Consider the following 18,128-nt stretch of genomic DNA (forward strand, 5'->3'; position numbering starts at 1 on the left):
GGGGGTGCGGGTGCGCCTGTGCGCGGTGCGTCATGTGCCGCGGCCGGAAACGTACGCCCGCGCGGGAGAACCGGAAAACCGCAGGTGAGGAAGTGGTCGCGGGTGCGTGCCGTGGTGGTGGAGGAGTTCGGCCGGGTGCCGGAGGTACGGGAGGTGCCCGAGCCGGAACCGCCGCGGGACGGCGTGCTCGTGCGGGTCGAGGCCACCGGGCTGTGCCGCAGCGACTGGCACGCCTGGCAGGGGCACGACGACGGGGTGGAGCTGCCCCTCGTACCCGGCCATGAACTGGCCGGCCGCATCGAGGCCGTGGGCCCCGCGGTGACCGGCTGGCGGGCGGGGGACCGCGTGACGGTGCCCTTCGTGTGCGCCTGCGGCCGGTGCCGGGCGTGCACGGCGGGCGACCAGCAGGTGTGCGAGCGCCAGGAGCAGCCAGGCTTCACGCACTGGGGCTCTTTCGCGCAGTACGTGGCGCTGCGGCACGCGGACGTCAACCTCGTCGCGCTGCCCGACGACATGGACTACGCCACCGCGGCCTCGCTCGGCTGCCGCTTCGCGACCGCCTTCCGCGCGGTCGCCGACCAGGGGCGCGTCGCGGCGGGCGAGTGGGTCGCCGTGCACGGCTGCGGCGGCGTCGGGCTGTCCGCCGTCATGATCGCCGCGGCCGCCGGTGCGCGGGTGATCGCCGTCGACGTGTCGCCCCAGGCCCTGGAGCGCGCTCGCGAACTGGGCGCCGCGGTCTGCGTGAACGCCGCCGACACCGACGCCGCCACCGCCGTACGGGAGGCCAGTGGGGGAGGGGCGCACCTGTCCCTCGACGCACTGGGCTCGCCCGTCACCTGCGCCGCCTCGGTCGCGGGGCTGCGGCCGCGCGGGCGCCATGTGCAGGTGGGGCTCCTTACGGGGCCCGTGCCCGTACCCATGGACCGGGCGGTCGCACTGGAACTGGAGCTCCTCGGCAGCCACGGCATGGCGGCCCACGCCTACCCCCGCATGCTCGAACTCGTCCGCTCCGGAGTCCTCCGCCCCGACCTCCTCCTCTCCGGCGCGATCACGCTCGACGAGACCCCGGAGGCGCTCGCCGCGATGGGCGAGGCGGGGGCGGGGGGCCGTGGGGGTGTCACGGTGGTGGAGCCTTGGGGGTGAGGGCTGGGGGAGGGGGTGCGCCTGTGCGGCGCGTGGGCGTGAGGCCTGCGCGGTGCCTAGGCCGTGGTGCCCGGGCGTGGTGCCCGGGCGTGGTGCCCGGGCACAGTTGGGCGTGATGCCTGGACGGCACATGGGCTTTCCGCCCACGGGGCACATGGGTGTGATGCACGAGCGGTCACGGGGCCCTCGCAGCGGGCGCGAGGGCCCGTCCGTGTGGGCTTGTCCGTGGCGCCCGGTCCGTGTGGCGTCCGCCCGTGTGTCAGCTCTTGGTGCCGAGGGTGCGGCCGTACGGAGTCAGTCCCCTGAGGATGTGGCCCTGTACCGCAAGGTGTGGGACGCGTTGAACGCCTCGGCCGTCTACGGGCGCCACGCGCACCGCCTGATCGTGCGGGCACGCTCCTCGCTCGACCTGGCATGAGCAACATCGCGAAACCGCACTCGCCGGGTGAGAAACACTGAGAAACACGCTGCGACGCGAGAAACACCGCGACCTACGTTCCGCTTATGGACGCTCGAACACCCCGGACCGCGGGGCGGGTTCGGCCCGAGTGGCTGCCCCCGGAAGGTTAGTACGCGGCTGTCGAGGCCGGGAAGTGGTGGGACGCCGTCGCCATCGACGGCGACCTCGGCGAGCAGGTCGCCACCCTCCTTCAGAAGGCCACGGGCGGCTCGTGTGGGCCGATCGCGATGACCCGGTACTCGCGCCGCTTCTACTTCCTCACCCCCTTGGAACCGCCCGGCGCTGGCGGGAGCCCGACAGCCAGCCTCTGGGCGCAGGCAGCTACTTCGGCCTGCCCGGCAGCTTGGAGAGCGCCATGTGGCCGGTGCGCTGGCTCATCCGACCTCGCCTGTGTGGCCGGCCGCCTCTGGTGGAGGCGGAGGCGCTGCGTAACGCCCTGAACGCGGCTCGTCCCGTACGCGGTGTCTCGTGAACGGCGAGTCCTCCGCACGGACCGTGTGGCTCGCTTCCTGCGCCGACAACCCTCGCGCCGCCCTGATGCGGTGGCGACGAGGGAGCTCGCCCGCATCTACTCCGGTAGCGACTGGCTGGTGGCCGAGGCGCCGCTGCTGCGCAGCATCCAGGCCATGGGGCGGTTGTCCCCGGCGGGGAAGCTGGGCCCGGTGCTCGGCTATGCCGAGGCCGATCGCGCCTGGTGGCTGCTGCCGTTGGACGCCGAGGAACACGTCGCCGACATCACCGCGCGGATCATCGTGCACCCCGTCGGCTGGCCGCTGGTCTGCCCCTCCCCGGACCACTATGCGCACGGCCGCGGCTGGCTGGAGAAGCCCGACGGTGTCGGCACGCTCACCGACCCCGCAGCGCTCGGCGCCGTACTCTCCCGCGTCGGCCACCTGCCCGCCGACGCCTTCTGCTGACCCTGCCCGGAGCCCACCATGTCTCATCCCCTGCCCCGCCCCACCGTCGTGCCCTACGTCACCGCGCACCGCACCGAACAGCCCCTCGGCAAGGTCGTCTTGGCCCCCGGCGGGCTGGGCATCGCCTACCTGCTCGAAGACGTCTACGACCGGGACGAGCACGGCGTGCTGTGGGAGCGCAGCGGTCTCAACCGCGCCGGAAGACCCGAGTTCGCCCGCCTGCACCCGCTGCGGCAGCGCCGGGCCATGCACAGGCTGCTGTGCCAGGTGTGCGGCGAGCCCGCCAGCCGCACCGAGGCCGGCTGGCTGTGGCTGCTCGGCCGGGACCCGCATCCCTGGCCCGGCTGGCCGGAGAAGACTGCCGCCACCCACCCGCCGGTGTGCCTGCCCTGCGCCGACCTCGCGCGCCGCCTGTGCCCGCACCTGGCCGCCGGATACGTCGCGCTGCGGGCGCGTGACCCGCAGCCTTACGGGGTGCACGGACTCGTCTACCGCCGCACCGGCCACACTGCCACCCCGGACCATGCCGCGACCCTCGCCTACGGCGAGGCCGGCATCGCCTGGATGCGTGCCGCCCAGGCCGTGCGCGCCCTGCACGACTGCACCCGCATCGACCTCGACACCGAACTCGCCGCCACTCGCCGGGGTTCCCCGCACGTCACGCCCTGATGCAGGACATCCGTATGTCTGCTGCGGGGATTCCTGCCACCGCCTCGGTGCTGCTCACCGACCCGGGCGGGCGGCTGCTGCTGGTGCGCTCCCGGCACCGACTGCGGTCGTGGCATCTGCCCGGCGGGCTCGTTGAAGAAGGCGAGTCTCCGCGCCGGGCCGCGCGCCGCGAAGCGCGCGAGGAGCTGGGCCTCCAGTGTGTGCGGGGCGGCTGTTGGCGGTGGAGTGGATCGCCCCACGTACGGCTGCCCGCCGCGCCCGGCTCGCCTTCGTCTTCGCCGGGCCCGTGCTGAGCCCCCACACCCGCATCCGGCTGCAGGAAGAGGAACTGGAAGCCTGGCGCTGGGAGACACCAGGCCGCGCCCTGGTCCTGCTGCACCACCGCATCGCCGCCCGCCTCGCCCCCCGCCCTCACCGACCCCGACCGCCCCACTACTCGGAAACCGAAAGGCTCCACAGCGATGACTGACTTTCCCGCCGACCGCACCCTGCGCATCGGCACCCGCAGCTCCCCAATGGCCCTCGCCCAGACCGAGTACGTCACCACCCTGCTGCTCAAGCTTGCACCCGAGCTGCACATCGAGGCCGTGCCCATCACCACAGAAGCTGACAAGTGGCAGGGCGACCTCGCGCAGCTCGGCGGCAAGGGCCTGTTCGTGAAGGCCATCGACCAGCAACTCCAGCGCGGCGAGGTGGACATGGCCATCCACTGCCTCAAGGACGTACCCGGCGACCAGCCCATGCCCGAAGGACTCGTCTTCGCCGCGATGCTGCCCCGCGACGACGTCCGCGACGTCCTCCTCGTCCCCGCCGACTCCCCGGTCACAAAGCTCGACGATCTGGCAGCGGGCGCCGCGGTGGCCACCACCTCGGTGCGCCGTAAGGCCCAAGTGCTCGCGGTGCGCCCGGACCTGAATGTCATCCGGGTGCGCGGCGCCATCGGCTCCCGCATCGAGAAGCTGGACGGCAGCAAGGGCGACCTCCAGGCCGACGCGATGATCGTGGCCCGTGCCGGGCTCGAGCGCCTGGGCCTGGCCGGGCGCATCGTCCACCAATTCACCGTGCAGGAGATCCTGCCCGCCGTCGGCTCGGGCGTCCTCGCCCTCGAATGCCGCCGCGACGACCCGGCGCTCGCGGGTCTGCTGGAACAGCTCAACCACGAGCGCACCCAGACCGAGGCGACCGCCGAGCGGGTGATGCTGCACGGGCTGCGCGGCCACTGCAACAGCCCCATCGCTGGCTACTGCACCACCGAACCTGACGGGCAACTCTCCCTGCGCGGCATGGTCTTCTCCCGCGACGGCTCCAAGTTCGCCCACGCCCACATCTGGGGCGAGGCCGATAACGACCCCCGGCACCCTCGGCTCGCGCGTGTGCGCCGAACTCCTGCGCCAGGGAGCCCGCGACATCATGCGAAGGCATCCCCCACTGATCGCGATTACCGGCAGGCGCGAGTGCCTGTCCCTGTTCCCATCCGCCGGCAGCGGCCAGTCCGCTCGTCGCTGAACGACGGGTGGACTGTCAGCTTCAGCAGCAACCGGGCCCGTAGGCGGACGAAAGGCGTTGACCGTCGGGCGCCAACGACACGGCGCAGTGGTTCACCCAACGTGCGACTGCGGAATCCGCGCCAGGGGCCAGCACTCGTGGAGTCGGTTGGTAAGGACCTCGAGAGTCAGGGACGACGGACGGTGCGGTGGGTCTCCGACGCGTGCTGGAGATGGTGCTTTTCGGATGCATCCTTCTCTGCTGCAGCCCTCGCCCACGTGCCCGAGGAGCACCGCGAGGCTACCGACCAGCACTTCGAAACGCTGCCCACCGTCGGCAAGACGGAATCCGTGCGCGTGCACGACGACCCCGACCTCATCATGCGCACCGGAGCGATGCCTCTGCCGTCATCCGGCACGCGCTGCTCCTCCTCGGCAACGTGTATGACACGGCCTGGTTGAGCGGCGCCTACCCGCCCGGCGTCGCACCCGAGATCACGGCCGCGACGCTCGCACCGAACCGGCCTGCCCGACAGGCCGACCAGGTCGTATGACGCCACTGCACCCCGGGCTACGAAGCGGACACCCCACGCGGCCACCCAGGGGAGTTGTCTGCGGTTTCGAGAAGGCCATAACGACGATCAGTACAGGCTCGTATCGTCTCGCCTGAATGTGGCAGCCAGCCACATTCGCAACCCTCTGCAAGCAGAGGGGAGGTGAGTACATGTCATCGAGCAAACATTCGAGTTCGAATCCGTGGGGGCCCTTAACGTTCTTGGTCGCTGTCGCGCGATTTTTGCACGACATCTTCTTTCCCAAGCATTAAGGACCCCCCGAGAATGTCAACCGCGTAAGCGGACGACTGGGGTCGCAGTGTTGCCGCACTGCGGCCCCTCCCTTTCCTCTTGCGATACCGGAACCGCGGGCGCGACTGTCAAGTATCAGCGCAGCGCAGCCCACCGCTCCGTGACACGAGGTTAGCGGACCATCCCCGCAGGAGCGGGGCTAGTGGAGTACCCCATTAGCCCCGCATGCGATCCGAGCAGGTGGGAGGCACCTACGAACTTTCGTAGGTGCCTCCCCGGTACCTACTCGTATGAGTAGGTGGTTAACCACGGACCCCCTCCATCATCCGTGCCCGGCATGCGACTCCGGCGCCCTCGCCCCACGGTGGAGGCATGACGCCACGGGTGATCGTGCACCTGCCGAGCTCGACCGGCGGACGGCGGGTGACCGTCGACGACCAGATACTTGGCCTCGCCCACAGCGAGCGCGACGTGATCGAGTTCCTGCGCCGGGCCGGACTCGACGAGGACGACATGCGCCTCGACGACGGCGATGTGATCGAGTGGCGCTGCGGCGGACGCGACGTATGGATGTAGTCGCCGCCGACCGGACGCCGGCCTTCCGCGCAGGCGAACGCGAGTGACAGAGAGAGTTACCCACAGGACGTTCGGTCCGATTGGGCCGGACCCTACAGCGCGCCGTAAGCTCAGCTCCAGATGTGGCCGTGCGTCACGTTGTGTGTGACCTCCGCCGTTTGACGACCTGTTACCGATCGCAGTCGGAGGCGCCCATGAGCGGCAAGCACGGGAAGCATCGCAAGGAAAAGGGCCCGGCATGGGGGTTCGTCACGTTCGTCGCCACCGTCGCGCGTCTCGCGCTCGACGTGTGGAGGCACTTGTGAAGGCCGCCAACCGAGCCCAGTTCCGTCACATAGTGACCGCCTAGGCGGCCTGCGCGTCCTGGCTGACGCACTTACAGGGGTCGCAGCGTTCCAGCGCTGCGGCCCCTTTGCTGTGCACGAGGCTCGTGCACAGCGGCGTATGGGATTCATACACCAAGAACTGCGCACAACCATAACGCCCCTGGCCATCCCCTGCTTACCGGCCGGTGAACGCGTACCAGCTCGACCGCGGCTGTACGAGGGTCGTGCAGCCGCGGAAGGGCGCCTGCTCCCTTCCGTAGAGCCCGTACAACCCTGCGCCATGATCCACAGTCTAAGCGACATATGCCCGTATGAACGCTGGAGTTGGGCGATGCCCAAGATCAAGACCCGTCGCAAAATGGGGTGGTTGCTGATCGGCTTCCACTGGACGCTAATCATCTGCACCGTGGGTCTGTGGACGCCGGTCTACCTCGCTGCGCGCCGCCGCCGCGTCACAATCACCCGCGTACCCGACGACGGCTACGCCGGGCCCGTCCCGGCCGAGCAGGGCGCGCCCACGTACACCCTGCCGCAGCAGCGCGGCCCCTACGGGGTGCAGCAGGGCCCGCCGCCGGGCGCACCGCGCTACTGATTGCGCACCGTTATCGTTTCGTGATCTAATCCGCCCGCGCCTCCGGCGTGCCCGGAAACAGTCACTGAACGCCCCGTCGCCCACCCCTGAGCGGCGGGGCGTTTCGCATGCCCGCGTGCAGGAGGTGGCACCCCATTGCGCGCCCCATCGCTGACAAAGACCGCGCCGCGGTGCGCCGCCTGCACGCGCAGGGCAAGGCCCGTAACGAGATCGCTCGCGAGATCAATCGCTCACCCTCACCCCTTTCCAATCTCGCTACCGAGCAGGGGCTCACGTTCGACCGCGGGCCCGAGGTTGTGGCTGCCACCGAGACGCGCCGTATCGACCTCGCCGCCCGCCGCGCCCAGTTCGCCGAGACCCTGCACGAAGACGCCGAGCGCCTGCGCGTGCAGCTCTGAGAGGCGTGCACGTACGGCGAGTTCGCTGAACACGACGGCGAATGGCACGAGACCCACCTCGCCCGCCCCCGCTTCACCGATCAACGGCAGATCATCGCCGCCACCGGCACCGCCGTGCAGCAGTCCCTACGCCTCGCCCCCATCGAGGGCGGCGAGGGTGCCGAGCAGGTGCGGTCGATGCTCGGTGCGCTCGGCGAGGCACTGCCCCCGCGCTGCCGACGACGACCAGGACGACGGGGTGAGCCGATGCTCGACCTCGACGCCCTGCCCCTCTCAGCCAAGCAACTCCGGTCGGCCAGGCAGGCCACGGCCTGTATTCGACGAGGCGACGTCCCTCCCTGAAGGGGACTGGACACAGCTCCTCGCCCACCCCAAGAACAGCCGCCCACAGTTCAGACGAAGCGTGCGTCTCTTTATGAAAGCCCCTCCCACGCTCAAAGCCTCTGCCCGGCCTGAGCCGACGGTATGGAGGTGTGGTCCCCCGGGTATCGTGCGCGTGCTCAGCAGCTATGTGTACGAGGGGGGAGAGAACGGTGGGAAATCCCAAAGAAGTACTGGATATCAAGACCGAGGACCTGAAGGCGGCGGCGCCCACCTTCCACAAGCAGTCGGAGCACCTGCAGACCGCGCTGCACCAACTGCAGACGAAGCTGGCGGAGCTGGGCTCACCCTGGGGCGGGGATGAGCAGGGACAGAAGTTCGCCCACCAGTACAACCCGCACAAGCAGCAGATCGAGAAGGCCGCCGGAATCCTGGTCGAGGGCCTGGCCAGCGTGCACGAGGCGATGAAGGACATGGCCGACGGGCACATCGACAACGACGAAGCCGTCAAGTCCCTCTTCACCCGCCAGGGAGTGGAGGGCAAGGGCTCCCACCCGGGGCAGGGCAAGAGCTGATGGGGGCCTTCGAGGAGGCCAAGGAGTGGCTCGTCGAGACGATGGGCATGTGGTGGCCCGACGCCGACGAGGACAAGCTGCGCGAGGCCGCCACCGCCTGGCGCACCTTCGCCGACGCGGTCGGGGACGTCACCCAGGCGGCCAACCCCAAGGCGAGGGAGGTCATCCACCACAACACCGGGCAGGCCATCGACGCCTTCGAGATCTTCTGGAACCGCTACTACGGCGAGGGCGGCGGCAAGGGCTGGCTGCACGACCTGGAGAAGGCCGCGCGCGACATGGCCCACGGGCTCGATGAGTTCGCGAACAAGATCGAAGAAGTCAAGGACGACATCGACACCCAGCTGGCGATCGACGCGGCGGTCATCGCCGCCGGAATCGGGCTGAGCGTCGTCACCTTCGGCGCCGGCGCCGCGGCCTCCGCGTCCGCCACCACCGCCATGGTCGAGATGGCCAGCAGCCTGGGCGTCTCCGTCTCCACCACCGTGGCCCGCATCGCCGCCACCACCCTGACCGGCATCGCCTTCGGCGGCATCGAATCCGTCACCGTCGACCTCGCCGTCGCCCAGCCTCTGCAGATCGCCGCGGGCAAGCAGGACGGCCTCAGCCTCGCCCACGCCCAGGAAGCCGGGAAATACGGGGCGATCACCGGCGGTGTCTTCGGGGCCGGGGGCGGCGCCTATAAGAGCGTCAAGGATGCCGGTGGCATCCGCACGGTCCTCAACGACGTGCGCATGCCCCAGTTCACCGGGCCCCGCCTGGCTCTGCCCGGGGGACCGCGGTTGGCCACGCCCGGCGGTGAGCCTCCCGGCTGGCTGCTGAAGGTCAACAAGGCCAACAGTGACCACCCACTCAAGCACTCGCCACGGGCCTGGCCGAAGGACAAGCGCAGGGGGCCTCTGCCACAGCACCGTCCGGATCTGCGTGGTGATGAGGGCAAGCCGATCAACGGAAACCCCAAGAGCGCGGGCCACACCCTTGAAAAGCATGTTGAGGTGACCTCCAGGGAACTGCGGGATCGACTGCGAGCCGATTCAGACATCCCTTCGTCCTCCCGTTACCTTGATGAAGCGTCAGCCAACCGCTACATCAGCGAAACCATGGCGGAAAACAACCAGGAAATTACGCAATGGTTGAAGGGGAGCAAGTCTAAGCTTGAACTCTACAAGACTTTCGACGAACACACCGGATTGAGCATCTCGCGCGAAGCGTACATGCGAGGACACCCGCCGGAGTGGGTGAAAAGCAGTCTCGTTATTCTTAAGCGAGACCCAACTGCCGACGCGGGCTACCGCATCCTCACCTCCTACCCGACACCCTGAAACACCAGAAGGTCCCATGGAATCCGTGAACGACCGCTTCAGCGAACTCCGCGACATCCTGCGGTCCTACGCATCCGCCGGCTACGCGTTCGATGACACCCGAGACATTCCCGGGCTCGGACTGCGTGCGTATATGCGCCAGGTGGCGCACGAGCCCAGCAGGGCACAGGAGGCGATCAACCAGATCGATGACCTTCTCAGCGCCGGACTCTTCGATGAGTCGATCGCTGACGACGTGGCCACGCTGCCGCACATCAACCCGCCGGAAGGCGTCAGCGTAGAAGCATGCCTGGGGCTTGTGCGGACGCACCTGGAGAACTTCGCCGAATCTGGTGGCGCCCCTGATGAAACGCCCCCGGAGACGGTGTGGGAGTGGCGTCGGCGATTCCCGGAGCTGAGTCACCTTCTTTCCGCCTATTTCCACCAGGACTTCAGCGTCGAGTACTCGTCCCGTCGCGAGGCGCTGGATGACTACATCTCGGGAGTGTCGGCGCAGGTTCGGCATGAGTTCGTGCATGAGGTGCACGAACTCATGGAACTCGTCGGTACGGAACAGGAGCTTGAGGCGGCGGCGTTCTCGCTCGGACTCGGAGTGTATCCCCCCAAGGGGGTTTCCATGCGGCAGTGGTTTATCGATATGGCGCAGATCGTCTCGCATAAACAGCAGCAGTGACAGAAATTGACCTTCAACGTGCTCCTGGACCGCTCCGGGGGCACGAGCCCATTTTAGGAAGAGACCCCGACCGTCGGAGACGTGCCAATGGCCAGCTCAGCCCCTGTTCTAGCTGGGACCGTCGTCGTGTTGCGCCGTGCCGCGGGTAGGGCGGTGTCCGTGCAGGCGGTAGACCAGCTCGTCCGGCCGCATGAGCATCCGCGTCTGGCGCCAGGCGGTGTCGTAGGACATGGCGTGGCGGTTGCGCAGCAGCAGGGTCACGGCCCGCAGGCTGGTGAACGGGGCAAGCAACGCTCTCCACAGGGCGAGTTGTACGGCTCCAGAGAGGAGCCGTCGGCCACGCGGCCGTCGTAAATGGGCAGGGATGAGGTTCATGGAGCGTCCTCGCGTTCGGGGCGTTCTTGCCAGTCGGACGTGGCCTGCGCGAGCTCGGTGTGGCCCAGGGCCTGGAAGGTTTGGGTGATGGCCCGGAGAAAGAGCTGGCGTTGTTCCGGGGCGTCGAGGACGCTGATGAGTCGGTCGGCGAACTGCCGCAGGGCCACGTGGTCTTCGCCCTCCTGTCCTGGCCGGGCTAGGTGGCTCAGGGCGTTGGTGAGGGCTTGCAGCTCGCCGTGGCTGTGGGGGAATTGAGACAGCCACCACACCTGACGCAGGTCTGCGTCGGCGAGGATGTGCTGCAGGTGTCGCAGTTCGTGCAGCTGTGCCGCGTGGTCCAGGTCGAGCTGGCGGAGCCGCCGCGCGTGTTCTTCCGCCAGGCGGCGGTCGCGGCGCGAAACGGTGAGCGTGGCACGGCCGGCAGCCTCCACGCCCGGGGCGGGACGCAGCCATTGCCCCAGGTCAGCGTTGAGCGCGTCTTGGGCAGCAGCACGGCGCAGCACGGTATGGCGGTTGAGGAGGGCAGCGGCGCGGCTGCGCAGGTCGGCGCGCGCCACGGCCGCGGGGTCGGGAGGGCTGGACGCCGCTTCGGCCACGGAGCGCCACTGGCCGCTGATGGACACCACGAAGCAGGCGCTGCCCAGGCTGCTGCTCATCCGCTCACCCTCAAGGGTGAGCGGATGAGCAGCAGCATCCATCGAGCCGGGTGCCGTGCGGCGTCGGCGCAGCTTCTTCACTGCGGCGTGGGCCCCTCCTCGTGGGCGGGCTGTGATGCCGGTCCGGGAGAGGGGTCCGGGGGCGTTGCGGGAGTGGAGGAGTGGGGGGTGAAGAGTTGCCTGACCAGTTCCGCGCGCCGGGTGCGCCCCAGTTCACTGTCGACGTCGTGGCCTACCAGGACTGCCGCGGGGCCCGATGCGGCGAGCCGCTGGTGTAGTACTTCAGTGGCCACGCGCAGGACGTGCTGGTCGGGTAGTTCGGCGGAATCCAGCCAGGCAGCCAGCCGGTCGCAGGCGGCTTTGCAGGTATCCGGCTGTGCCAGGGCCGCCCGCCAGCCGCGTACGAGCATCTGCCAAATCTCCTCCGCAGCCTCCTCGTCCTCAGCGTCTTGCGCCGCGGTCAGGAGCGGCGGCGGTCCCATGGTGAGATCAGTCAGGGCGAGGAAGGCTTCTGCTCCGGCCCGGCGTGTGCTCTCCTCCTTCGCACCCAGCCACTGCGTGACTTCCGCCAACACCAGGGGACGCACGAGATGGTTGGCGGCCAGGTCGCGTACCGCCTCCGCGATGGCGTCTCGGGCCAGCCCGTCCGGGCGGGAGGCCAGCAGCCGCAGCCGGGTCAGAGCGATGCGCGGGAATTTCTGCCCCAGGTGGCCGGCGGAGATCTGCGCGATGGCAGCGGCCAGTTGTTCGCTGGTGCCGCTTTGATGCGCCCAGTCATACAGGTTCTTGCGCAGGCCGGGGCCCGTTACCGGATGGAGTGCCATGGCCTCAAGGACCTCTACCGCCAGGTCCCGGTGGGTCGTGCGACCGGTGCCGATCCAGTCGATGGCGACCGTCTGCACCATGTTTCCCCCGGGCAGCAGGGAGAGCTGTACCAACGAAGCGGCGATCCTGTGCAGGTGTTTCACCGCGATCCCGCCGGGGCCACTGAGATCGGAGGCCCATTGCAAGAGCGTTTTGCGCAACTGTGGCCGTTGCAGCCACACATACTTCAAGGTTGCCTCGGACAGGCCATGCCGGTCCTTGTCCAGGGAGATGGCTTCGGCCGCGGCTGAGGAGGCTTTAATGGCCTCCAGCCGTTTGGTCAGGTCGCGGCCGGCGAGTGGCCCGCCGACCGGCAGGCTGCCGCCGACTTGCTGGAAGAGCTTGTCTGCGGCCTCCAGCACGGTGTGGACCGGTACTCCTTCCAGCAAGGCGGCGGCGATCAGCAGCGCGCGCTCGCGTAGATCTGCTGTTTCTGCATGCTTTTCGAACCAGCCCTGCAGGTAGTCGTGCCAGCCGGTGAACTCTGCCTTGATCTTTTCTCGGTCGTCTGTCTCTCCGGCCCGGATGACCAGCCGGGCCAGTCTGGCGGCATCCGCAGGTGGAGATGTGGGCTGGAGCAGGCCATTGAGAGGGGGCTGTGTGAGCCATTCCTCCCGGGCGGGTGCCAGGTGCCGGAGGTGGGTGGTGGCGATCTCCGGCGCTTGGGGGCGACGCAGGGTCACTTCGGGGACGGTGACCAGCCCTTCGGGCTTCCACCTGCCGGGGGAGACCAGCATGACCAGGTAGGTACCACTGGACTCGGCCACCCGCCGGTAGTCGGACAGTCCCGTGTAGAAGGTCTCGGGCAGTGTGGTGCTGTCGTTGAGGTCCAGAATGAAGCCGTGCCCGTCGGTGTGGGGCACTCGTTCGGTCAGCGGCTGCTCCCAGTCCGGCACCAGCCAGCGAACCCGTTCCCGAGGGACGTCCAGTTCGTGCAGGAGGCGCAGAGCGGCGGCCCGGCGGCCCGTGCTTGCCTCGCCGATCAGAACCAAAACGCCGCCGTGGCCGGGCCGTGCCCTCATCTGCCGTACGGCACGCTCCACCACCCTGCTTCCCGAGCTATCGGTGACGTCTACGAACGCGTGGGCCGCCAAGTCCCATTCGCGCTCGTCGACGCCGACCCCGCCTAGGTACTCCCAGCCGCGCACGTACCGGTGTTCGTGCCTCTCATAGTCGCCACTCACCTGCGTGATGCTGGCGTTCCCCGAGGCACTGGCCTTCTGCCCCGTCACAGCCGCTGGGTTGAGTATGTCCGTCATCGCTTCCCCTCCCCGGTGGTGTAGTTGCCGCCGACCTGCAAGACCTGACCTTTGCCGCTGGCCTTGGCCTTCTGCTGCACACCGCCGCCTGACCCACCACCGCCCGCGCCCGGCGGCTCCTTCTGCGCGGGCGACGGCTCATCCGCCTCGCTCTCTTCGGGCAGGAAGGAGCGCAGCCCTGCTGCCAGCAGGCCGGGCACATGGAGCCAGCACGGCTCGGCGAAGTCCGGTTTGCCCTCCACGCGGGCGCGCGTGGCCAGGAAATGGTGGGTGCCGAGTTCCGGTGTGCGTCCGGCGGCCACGGTGCGGCGATAGGCGGTTTCTGAGAGCACGGCCGCCAGGAACGCGCCGTTGACACCGGCTGCCCACAGCCCTTGGTAAACGGTCCGACTGCTGATCAGCCTGCAGGCGTCGTTGATGGCATCGCCCCGCCGATCTGGCAGCGTCAACGGCCCCACGTGCACGCTCGCCCGCAATCGGATCGTCGGCGCGCCCACCAGACGCTGGCGCTCGTACCGTCGCAGCGCCGCATTCAGCTCGGCCAGGACCGGATCCACCAGCCGGGGCAGAACGTGCGGCGCGAACACGAGGATCGCCCCGTCTCCGGTGTCCTTGTAGGCGCCCTCGCTCTCCTCCGGAAGCCCCAGCCCGGCATGGGAGAGCACACACTCCAGGATGTCGTCCACATCCGAACGTGCGGGCGCCATCTTCGCTTCGGGAATCTTGCTGTAGTCCTGCATGTCGAGGACCAACAGAGCCTGCTCCGGCGGCACATCGAAACCGCGGGGAGAATCGTCCAGCACCATGGGCTACCGGCCTCTCAAACGGCATGGGGTCAGGAAGGTGCACCATGCTGGGCGGATCTCGCCGCCGCCGGTGCCCAGTACTGGGCACCGGCGGCGTGCCCTGCATCACCCTGCGCTGCTGGCGTGTGACTGGATGGCGCTGATGTTGCGGATGCGCAGTCCGCCGCCCGATGTGGTCTCCAGCCAGCCGCGCTCCCGCCACGGTTTGAGGGCGGATCCGACCGCATTGCGGGACGCGCCGATCAACTGAGACAGCTCTGCCTGTGTCAGACGCACCGTCACCGTGCGGGAGGGGGGCGCGGTGGCCGCACACAGGCGGCTGAGGGCCGACGCCAAGCGGACCGGCACCGGAGCCGTGGCCAGCTCCAGGCGGACCGCGTCCGCCTCCCGCACACGGGCGATCGCATGCCGCAAAAGCGGTGCCAGCAACTGGTGTTGCTCCACGAAGTCCAGGAAGTCCGCAGCGGGAATGATATGGAGACCACAGCTCTCGGCGGCGAAGACCGATGCAGTACGCGGCTTGGCATCCAGCACTGCCAACTCACCCAGCAGCTCTCCCGCCCCGCGCACGGCCAACAGCATTCGCTCACCTTCACCTGAGGTCAGCGTGACCACGGCAGAGCCTTGAGCGAGCAGCAAGACGTGCGTGCCTGGATCGCCCTCGCGCAACAACATGCTCCGCGCCGGTCGAATCCGTAACGGTGCCAGCTCCTTCAAGCGTGACCACAGCCTGTCGCCCAGCACCTGCACATGCGGCTGATACACGACCCCTCCCGGCAACGTGGCACGGATGTCTTCGGAAACGGTCCTAAAGACCCAGGTAGACGCTCAACAAGGCGAATCCAGCCACCACTAGCGCAATACGGATCAAGTCCACGGCGAGACGCACCGCCCGAAGTTTCCGGGCTGCCAGTGCGGCCAGCACCTCCAAACGCCGCGCCTGGGCGGTACCTCCGGCAGGCGGAAGGCCGACCGATGACGCCTGAGCGCCTCGCGGCTCAGGCGACCCACCCTCTGCTTCTGCGGCCAACACTGCTGGCAGACCGGCGCGTGGCAGCACTGGACGAAGCGCACCTAAAGCGGTAATCACAGCGCCTATCAGCAGCGTGCACGCCACCCCCAACCCCAACGCCAGAGGGCGCTCGCGCTCGTTGGCGTGCCCCAACACCGTCACCGCCAACGCCAGCAGTCCCCCGGTGACGCCACACAGCGCTGCCGCTTTCGTGTCGGCCCTCTGTACCTCAGTGAACGCGTCCCCGGCCCGCTGACTGAGCCACTGCTGTGCATCGGCGACAGCACTCGACTGGTCGTCCATAAGGCGCCTCCAAGGTGGTCTGAGTTCGTGCGCCAGAAGTCACGGTGCCGCGTTCTCTCGACGCTGACTGCCAACTACCTGGCGCATACCGGGCGGTGTATCTCACCGTGAAGCAGCTCGGGGCCGAGCCTCGCCACCCGGAGTCGACGAGGCCTCGCCATGCCCACCGATGCTCGTTCTCGACATACGCGTCGGTGTCGTGCACACTCATGACATGGCATCAATTCGCCTCACACGCCCCACCCTTGAGGTCCTCAAGGTGCTGTTGGCGTCGACCGAGGATGACCCTGCCTGGGGGTTGAAGATCTGCGAGGACGCGGATCTCGGCTCCGGCACCGTGTACCCGATCCTGGACCGGCTGACGGAGCACGGCTGGATCACCGCCCGGGACGAGGTCGGGCCTCATCCCGGGCGTCCCGCCCGCCGCTACTACGAGTTGACTGGCGCCGGTCGCGCCGACGCGAAGGCCACCATCGAGATCCGTCAGGCAAGGCGGGCGCGGCGCTTCGGTTTTGCGGGGGGTGCGGCGTGAGTCGGACCGACTCCCCTGCTGGAGACGAGATCATTAATGCGGTTCAAAGTGTCGCTACTCGCCTTATTCCGCTGTCACAAAGGCTTAGAGAGCTTGAGGAAGTCTACGGAGCCGCATGCAGCATCAACATTTCCTTGGAGGAAGGCTGCGTCCTGAATCTCGAGGGTGAGGAAGTGTGGCGCGGCACCTCAATACCGGCTCAAGATGAGCTGTGCGAAATGCTGGTTCGTCATCTGCCCTGGTGGAGACGCAGCACCGTACTGCTGGCACGTCTGGCAGGGCAACGTCGGCCGCACCTGCAACGTGAGTGGTTGTCGCTGCTCGCGGGCGCTGACGGACGGGGGCTCCCCCGCTTGCGAAGGTTCCGGCTGGTGCTGGGGTTCCTGTGCGCGGCGCTCAGGATGCGAGCAAGTGACCTTGCTGCGCCGTTGTGGCGTCCGGTGGATTGGCTGTTGGCGTCGACGACCCGTACGAACACGCTGATCACATTCGTGGTGGGCGGCCTGGTGATCTATTTCGCGCGGGATGGCGGCTTCCACGGTGTGTTGGCGGACGGTACGGAGCCGTGCGCGATCGTCGGTGGCGGGCTATTCGTGCTGACGAGGTGGCTGCGCCGGGTGCGCGGGATCGAGCTCGCGGCGGCTGCCCGCTCGTCAGGCGAGGAGTAGCCGCGTGCACCCGGGGCCGCCATCGCACCTTACGCGGTGGGGGCCCCGTCGTGTCGGGCGGTGTCGCTCGCGCACGGCCTCTTGGCGCAGGCGCGAGGCGCAGTTCGGAAATCGGAGGCAAGATCTCCGGTGGGCGATGCGGGTGCAGCTCTTCGATCTGATCTCCGTGCGGCGCGCTGCGGCGAGGCTGGACCCGTGGCTGCCCAAGCAGGGGAGTTGAAAGTTCCGGTGGACGGGGCGCTCGCCGCTCGGCATGATCATCGGTCATGGACGATACCCCGCACCGTGGTGAGCGCGCCTCATCCAGTCACAACCCCGGGTCTATGAGTCGCTTCTCTTTGAAGAAGCACAGGGACGTTGTGCTGGGCATCGGACTAGCTAGCGTCGTCGCGGTCAATCTTTTCGTTGCGGCGCGGGACGGGAATATCTCCTATGCCGTTGCCATCCCGGTATCGATCACCGCTGCCGTTGCGTGCATGATCTCTGCGCTGCTGCTTGCGGGAAACGCACGCAATGACGCACGCCGGATTGACGAGAGCCGGGAGCGCGCCCGCGAAGCGGAGCAAGAGTACGAACGTGCGTTGCGCGAGCATCGCGGAGACGTCGTCTACCACGTGTCCGGTGACCTCCACATAGGCGCCCTGCCGCCGCCGGAGGATGCAGTTCAGCGAGACGGTGAAGCCGGAACCACAACAGGTGTCTGCGTTCCTGACGGTGCTTCGCCGCCCACGTTCCCCGAACTGTGGAACGTGACGCACCGGAAGCTGGACTACTACCACGACATCGCCACGGGTCAGGCCACCCGTGCCTTCCGCAATGCGCAGATCGCCATGGGCGTGGGGTTCGTTTTCCTCCTCGCCTTCGTGGTTATTGCGTTGCAGGCCAGCACGACGGCCGGGAGCGTGGTCGCCGGAGGCCTGGGAGCGGTTGGCGCGGCGATGGCCGCCTTCATCAGCCGCACCTTCGTGCGCTCCCACGAGGTGACCTCCGGACACCTGCAGTCCTACTTCGAACAGCCGGTGGAACTCTCCCGGTACCTGGCGGCCGAACGGCTGATCTCCGACGCTGGCCTGAGCGAGGAGCGTCGCGCCGAAGTGCTGACCGTAGTGGTCGAGGCAATGGTCACGGACAACAGCCAGAACAACGGCGATGGGAACAGTAGGGCCACGTGAGGGGCCCCTCGGCTCGGCGGGGCGGTCTCGATGCGGCTTCGGTCTGCCCGCGCGCGGGCCTGGACGACCTCGTCGACAGCCGACGAGATGTCGGCGGGCGTCGGGCCGGCGACCAGCCGGGGTGTGCATGTTCGACATCAGTACCCAGGCGACCGCGGCGAACCCGCCTCATCGTCGATGTTCGCCGTTCTGCCGCCTGTGGACGGAAGCGCGGCGGCA

Annotated in this window: 21 protein-coding genes; 15 read left to right on the forward strand and 6 right to left on the reverse strand. The window is 68.4% G+C overall.

The genetic code is table 11. The features are described 5' to 3' along the window. The first annotated feature begins 102 nt into the window (after positions 1 to 102). From ABEE00_RS14070 to ABEE00_RS14125, 12 genes are all read left to right on the forward strand, one after another. Positions 103 to 1,143, forward strand: coding sequence for a zinc-dependent alcohol dehydrogenase family protein (locus ABEE00_RS14070; protein ID WP_345745761.1), 1,041 nt, complete (start codon positions 103 to 105; stop codon positions 1,141 to 1,143). 1,002 nt (positions 1,144 to 2,145) lie between these two features. Further along, positions 2,146 to 2,520, forward strand: a complete 375-nt coding sequence (locus ABEE00_RS14075; protein ID WP_345745762.1) for a hypothetical protein — start codon at positions 2,146 to 2,148, stop codon at positions 2,518 to 2,520. Positions 2,521 to 2,538: 18 nt separating this feature from the next. Then, entirely contained in the window at positions 2,539 to 3,189 is a 651-nt protein-coding gene (locus ABEE00_RS14080) for a hypothetical protein (protein ID WP_345745763.1), read from the forward strand. A 14-nt stretch (positions 3,190 to 3,203) separates the two neighbouring features. After that, positions 3,204 to 3,482 (forward strand): NUDIX domain-containing protein, encoded by a 279-nt coding sequence (locus tag ABEE00_RS14085; protein ID WP_345745764.1) that lies wholly within the window; start codon positions 3,204 to 3,206, stop codon positions 3,480 to 3,482. A gap of 168 nt (positions 3,483 to 3,650) precedes the next feature. After that, positions 3,651 to 5,135: a hydroxymethylbilane synthase gene (hemC, locus tag ABEE00_RS14090; protein ID WP_345745765.1), complete on the forward strand. Its 1,485-nt coding sequence runs from the start codon at positions 3,651 to 3,653 to the stop codon at positions 5,133 to 5,135. A gap of 716 nt (positions 5,136 to 5,851) precedes the next feature. After that, positions 5,852 to 6,055 carry a hypothetical protein gene (locus ABEE00_RS14095; RefSeq protein WP_345745766.1) on the forward strand — a complete coding sequence of 68 codons (204 nt, stop codon included), beginning with the start codon at positions 5,852 to 5,854 and terminating at the stop codon, positions 6,053 to 6,055. A 657-nt stretch (positions 6,056 to 6,712) separates the two neighbouring features. Then, entirely contained in the window at positions 6,713 to 6,973 is a 261-nt protein-coding gene (locus tag ABEE00_RS14100) for a hypothetical protein (RefSeq protein ID WP_345745767.1), read from the forward strand. Between the two features lie 170 nt (positions 6,974 to 7,143). Beyond that, positions 7,144 to 7,371 carry a hypothetical protein gene (locus ABEE00_RS14105; RefSeq protein ID WP_345745768.1) on the forward strand — a complete coding sequence of 76 codons (228 nt, stop codon included), beginning with the start codon at positions 7,144 to 7,146 and terminating at the stop codon, positions 7,369 to 7,371. 114 nt (positions 7,372 to 7,485) lie between these two features. Further along, positions 7,486 to 7,713, forward strand: coding sequence for a hypothetical protein (locus ABEE00_RS14110; protein ID WP_345745769.1), 228 nt, complete (start codon positions 7,486 to 7,488; stop codon positions 7,711 to 7,713). A gap of 191 nt (positions 7,714 to 7,904) precedes the next feature. Beyond that, on the forward strand, positions 7,905 to 8,267 hold the full coding sequence (locus ABEE00_RS14115) for a WXG100 family type VII secretion target (RefSeq protein WP_345745770.1): 363 nt from the start codon (positions 7,905 to 7,907) through the stop codon (positions 8,265 to 8,267). Beyond that, a complete protein-coding gene (locus ABEE00_RS14120; protein WP_345745771.1) occupies positions 8,267 to 9,589 on the forward strand; it encodes an RNase A-like domain-containing protein in 1,323 nt (440 codons plus the stop codon). The genes ABEE00_RS14115 and ABEE00_RS14120 overlap by 1 nt, the downstream gene beginning before the upstream one ends. 16 nt (positions 9,590 to 9,605) lie before the next feature. Continuing rightward, on the forward strand, positions 9,606 to 10,262 hold the full coding sequence (locus ABEE00_RS14125) for a contact-dependent growth inhibition system immunity protein (protein WP_345745772.1): 657 nt from the start codon (positions 9,606 to 9,608) through the stop codon (positions 10,260 to 10,262). Positions 10,263 to 10,370: 108 nt separating this feature from the next. Here the strand turns inward: ABEE00_RS14125 and ABEE00_RS14130 are convergent, their stop codons facing one another. The 6 genes from ABEE00_RS14130 to ABEE00_RS35810 all read right to left on the reverse strand — a co-directional run bounded on the left by ABEE00_RS14130 (position 10,371) and on the right by ABEE00_RS35810 (position 15,537). After that, positions 10,371 to 10,523, reverse strand: a complete 153-nt coding sequence (locus ABEE00_RS14130) for a hypothetical protein (RefSeq protein WP_345745773.1) — start codon at positions 10,521 to 10,523, stop codon at positions 10,371 to 10,373. 110 nt (positions 10,524 to 10,633) lie between these two features. Continuing rightward, positions 10,634 to 11,374 (reverse strand): hypothetical protein, encoded by a 741-nt coding sequence (locus ABEE00_RS14135; protein WP_345745774.1) that lies wholly within the window; start codon positions 11,372 to 11,374, stop codon positions 10,634 to 10,636. Continuing rightward, on the reverse strand, positions 11,371 to 13,416 hold the full coding sequence (locus ABEE00_RS14140; RefSeq protein WP_345745775.1) for a hypothetical protein: 2,046 nt from the start codon (positions 13,414 to 13,416) through the stop codon (positions 11,371 to 11,373). Before ABEE00_RS14140 ends, ABEE00_RS14135 begins: the two co-directional genes overlap by 4 nt. Beyond that, positions 13,413 to 14,222: a hypothetical protein gene (locus tag ABEE00_RS14145; RefSeq protein WP_345745776.1), complete on the reverse strand. Its 810-nt coding sequence runs from the start codon at positions 14,220 to 14,222 to the stop codon at positions 13,413 to 13,415. The genes ABEE00_RS14140 and ABEE00_RS14145 overlap by 4 nt, the downstream gene beginning before the upstream one ends. A 105-nt stretch (positions 14,223 to 14,327) precedes the next feature. Beyond that, positions 14,328 to 14,987, reverse strand: coding sequence for a Crp/Fnr family transcriptional regulator (locus ABEE00_RS14150; protein ID WP_345745777.1), 660 nt, complete (start codon positions 14,985 to 14,987; stop codon positions 14,328 to 14,330). A gap of 43 nt (positions 14,988 to 15,030) precedes the next feature. Then, positions 15,031 to 15,537: a Pycsar system effector family protein gene (locus ABEE00_RS35810; protein ID WP_474775250.1), complete on the reverse strand. Its 507-nt coding sequence runs from the start codon at positions 15,535 to 15,537 to the stop codon at positions 15,031 to 15,033. Positions 15,538 to 15,751: 214 nt separating this feature from the next. Between ABEE00_RS35810 and ABEE00_RS14155 the strand changes: the two genes are divergently transcribed. The 3 genes from ABEE00_RS14155 to ABEE00_RS14165 all read left to right on the forward strand — a co-directional run bounded on the left by ABEE00_RS14155 (position 15,752) and on the right by ABEE00_RS14165 (position 17,909). Further along, positions 15,752 to 16,069 (forward strand): PadR family transcriptional regulator, encoded by a 318-nt coding sequence (locus ABEE00_RS14155; RefSeq protein WP_345745778.1) that lies wholly within the window; start codon positions 15,752 to 15,754, stop codon positions 16,067 to 16,069. Next, entirely contained in the window at positions 16,066 to 16,737 is a 672-nt protein-coding gene (locus ABEE00_RS14160; RefSeq protein WP_345745779.1) for a hypothetical protein, read from the forward strand. Before ABEE00_RS14155 ends, ABEE00_RS14160 begins: the two co-directional genes overlap by 4 nt. A gap of 266 nt (positions 16,738 to 17,003) precedes the next feature. Further along, on the forward strand, positions 17,004 to 17,909 hold the full coding sequence (locus tag ABEE00_RS14165; protein WP_345745780.1) for a hypothetical protein: 906 nt from the start codon (positions 17,004 to 17,006) through the stop codon (positions 17,907 to 17,909). The last annotated feature ends 219 nt before the right edge of the window (positions 17,910 to 18,128 follow it).

The organism is Streptomyces odontomachicola, assembly GCF_039605595.1.
Classification (GTDB): domain Bacteria; phylum Actinomycetota; class Actinomycetes; order Streptomycetales; family Streptomycetaceae; genus Streptomyces.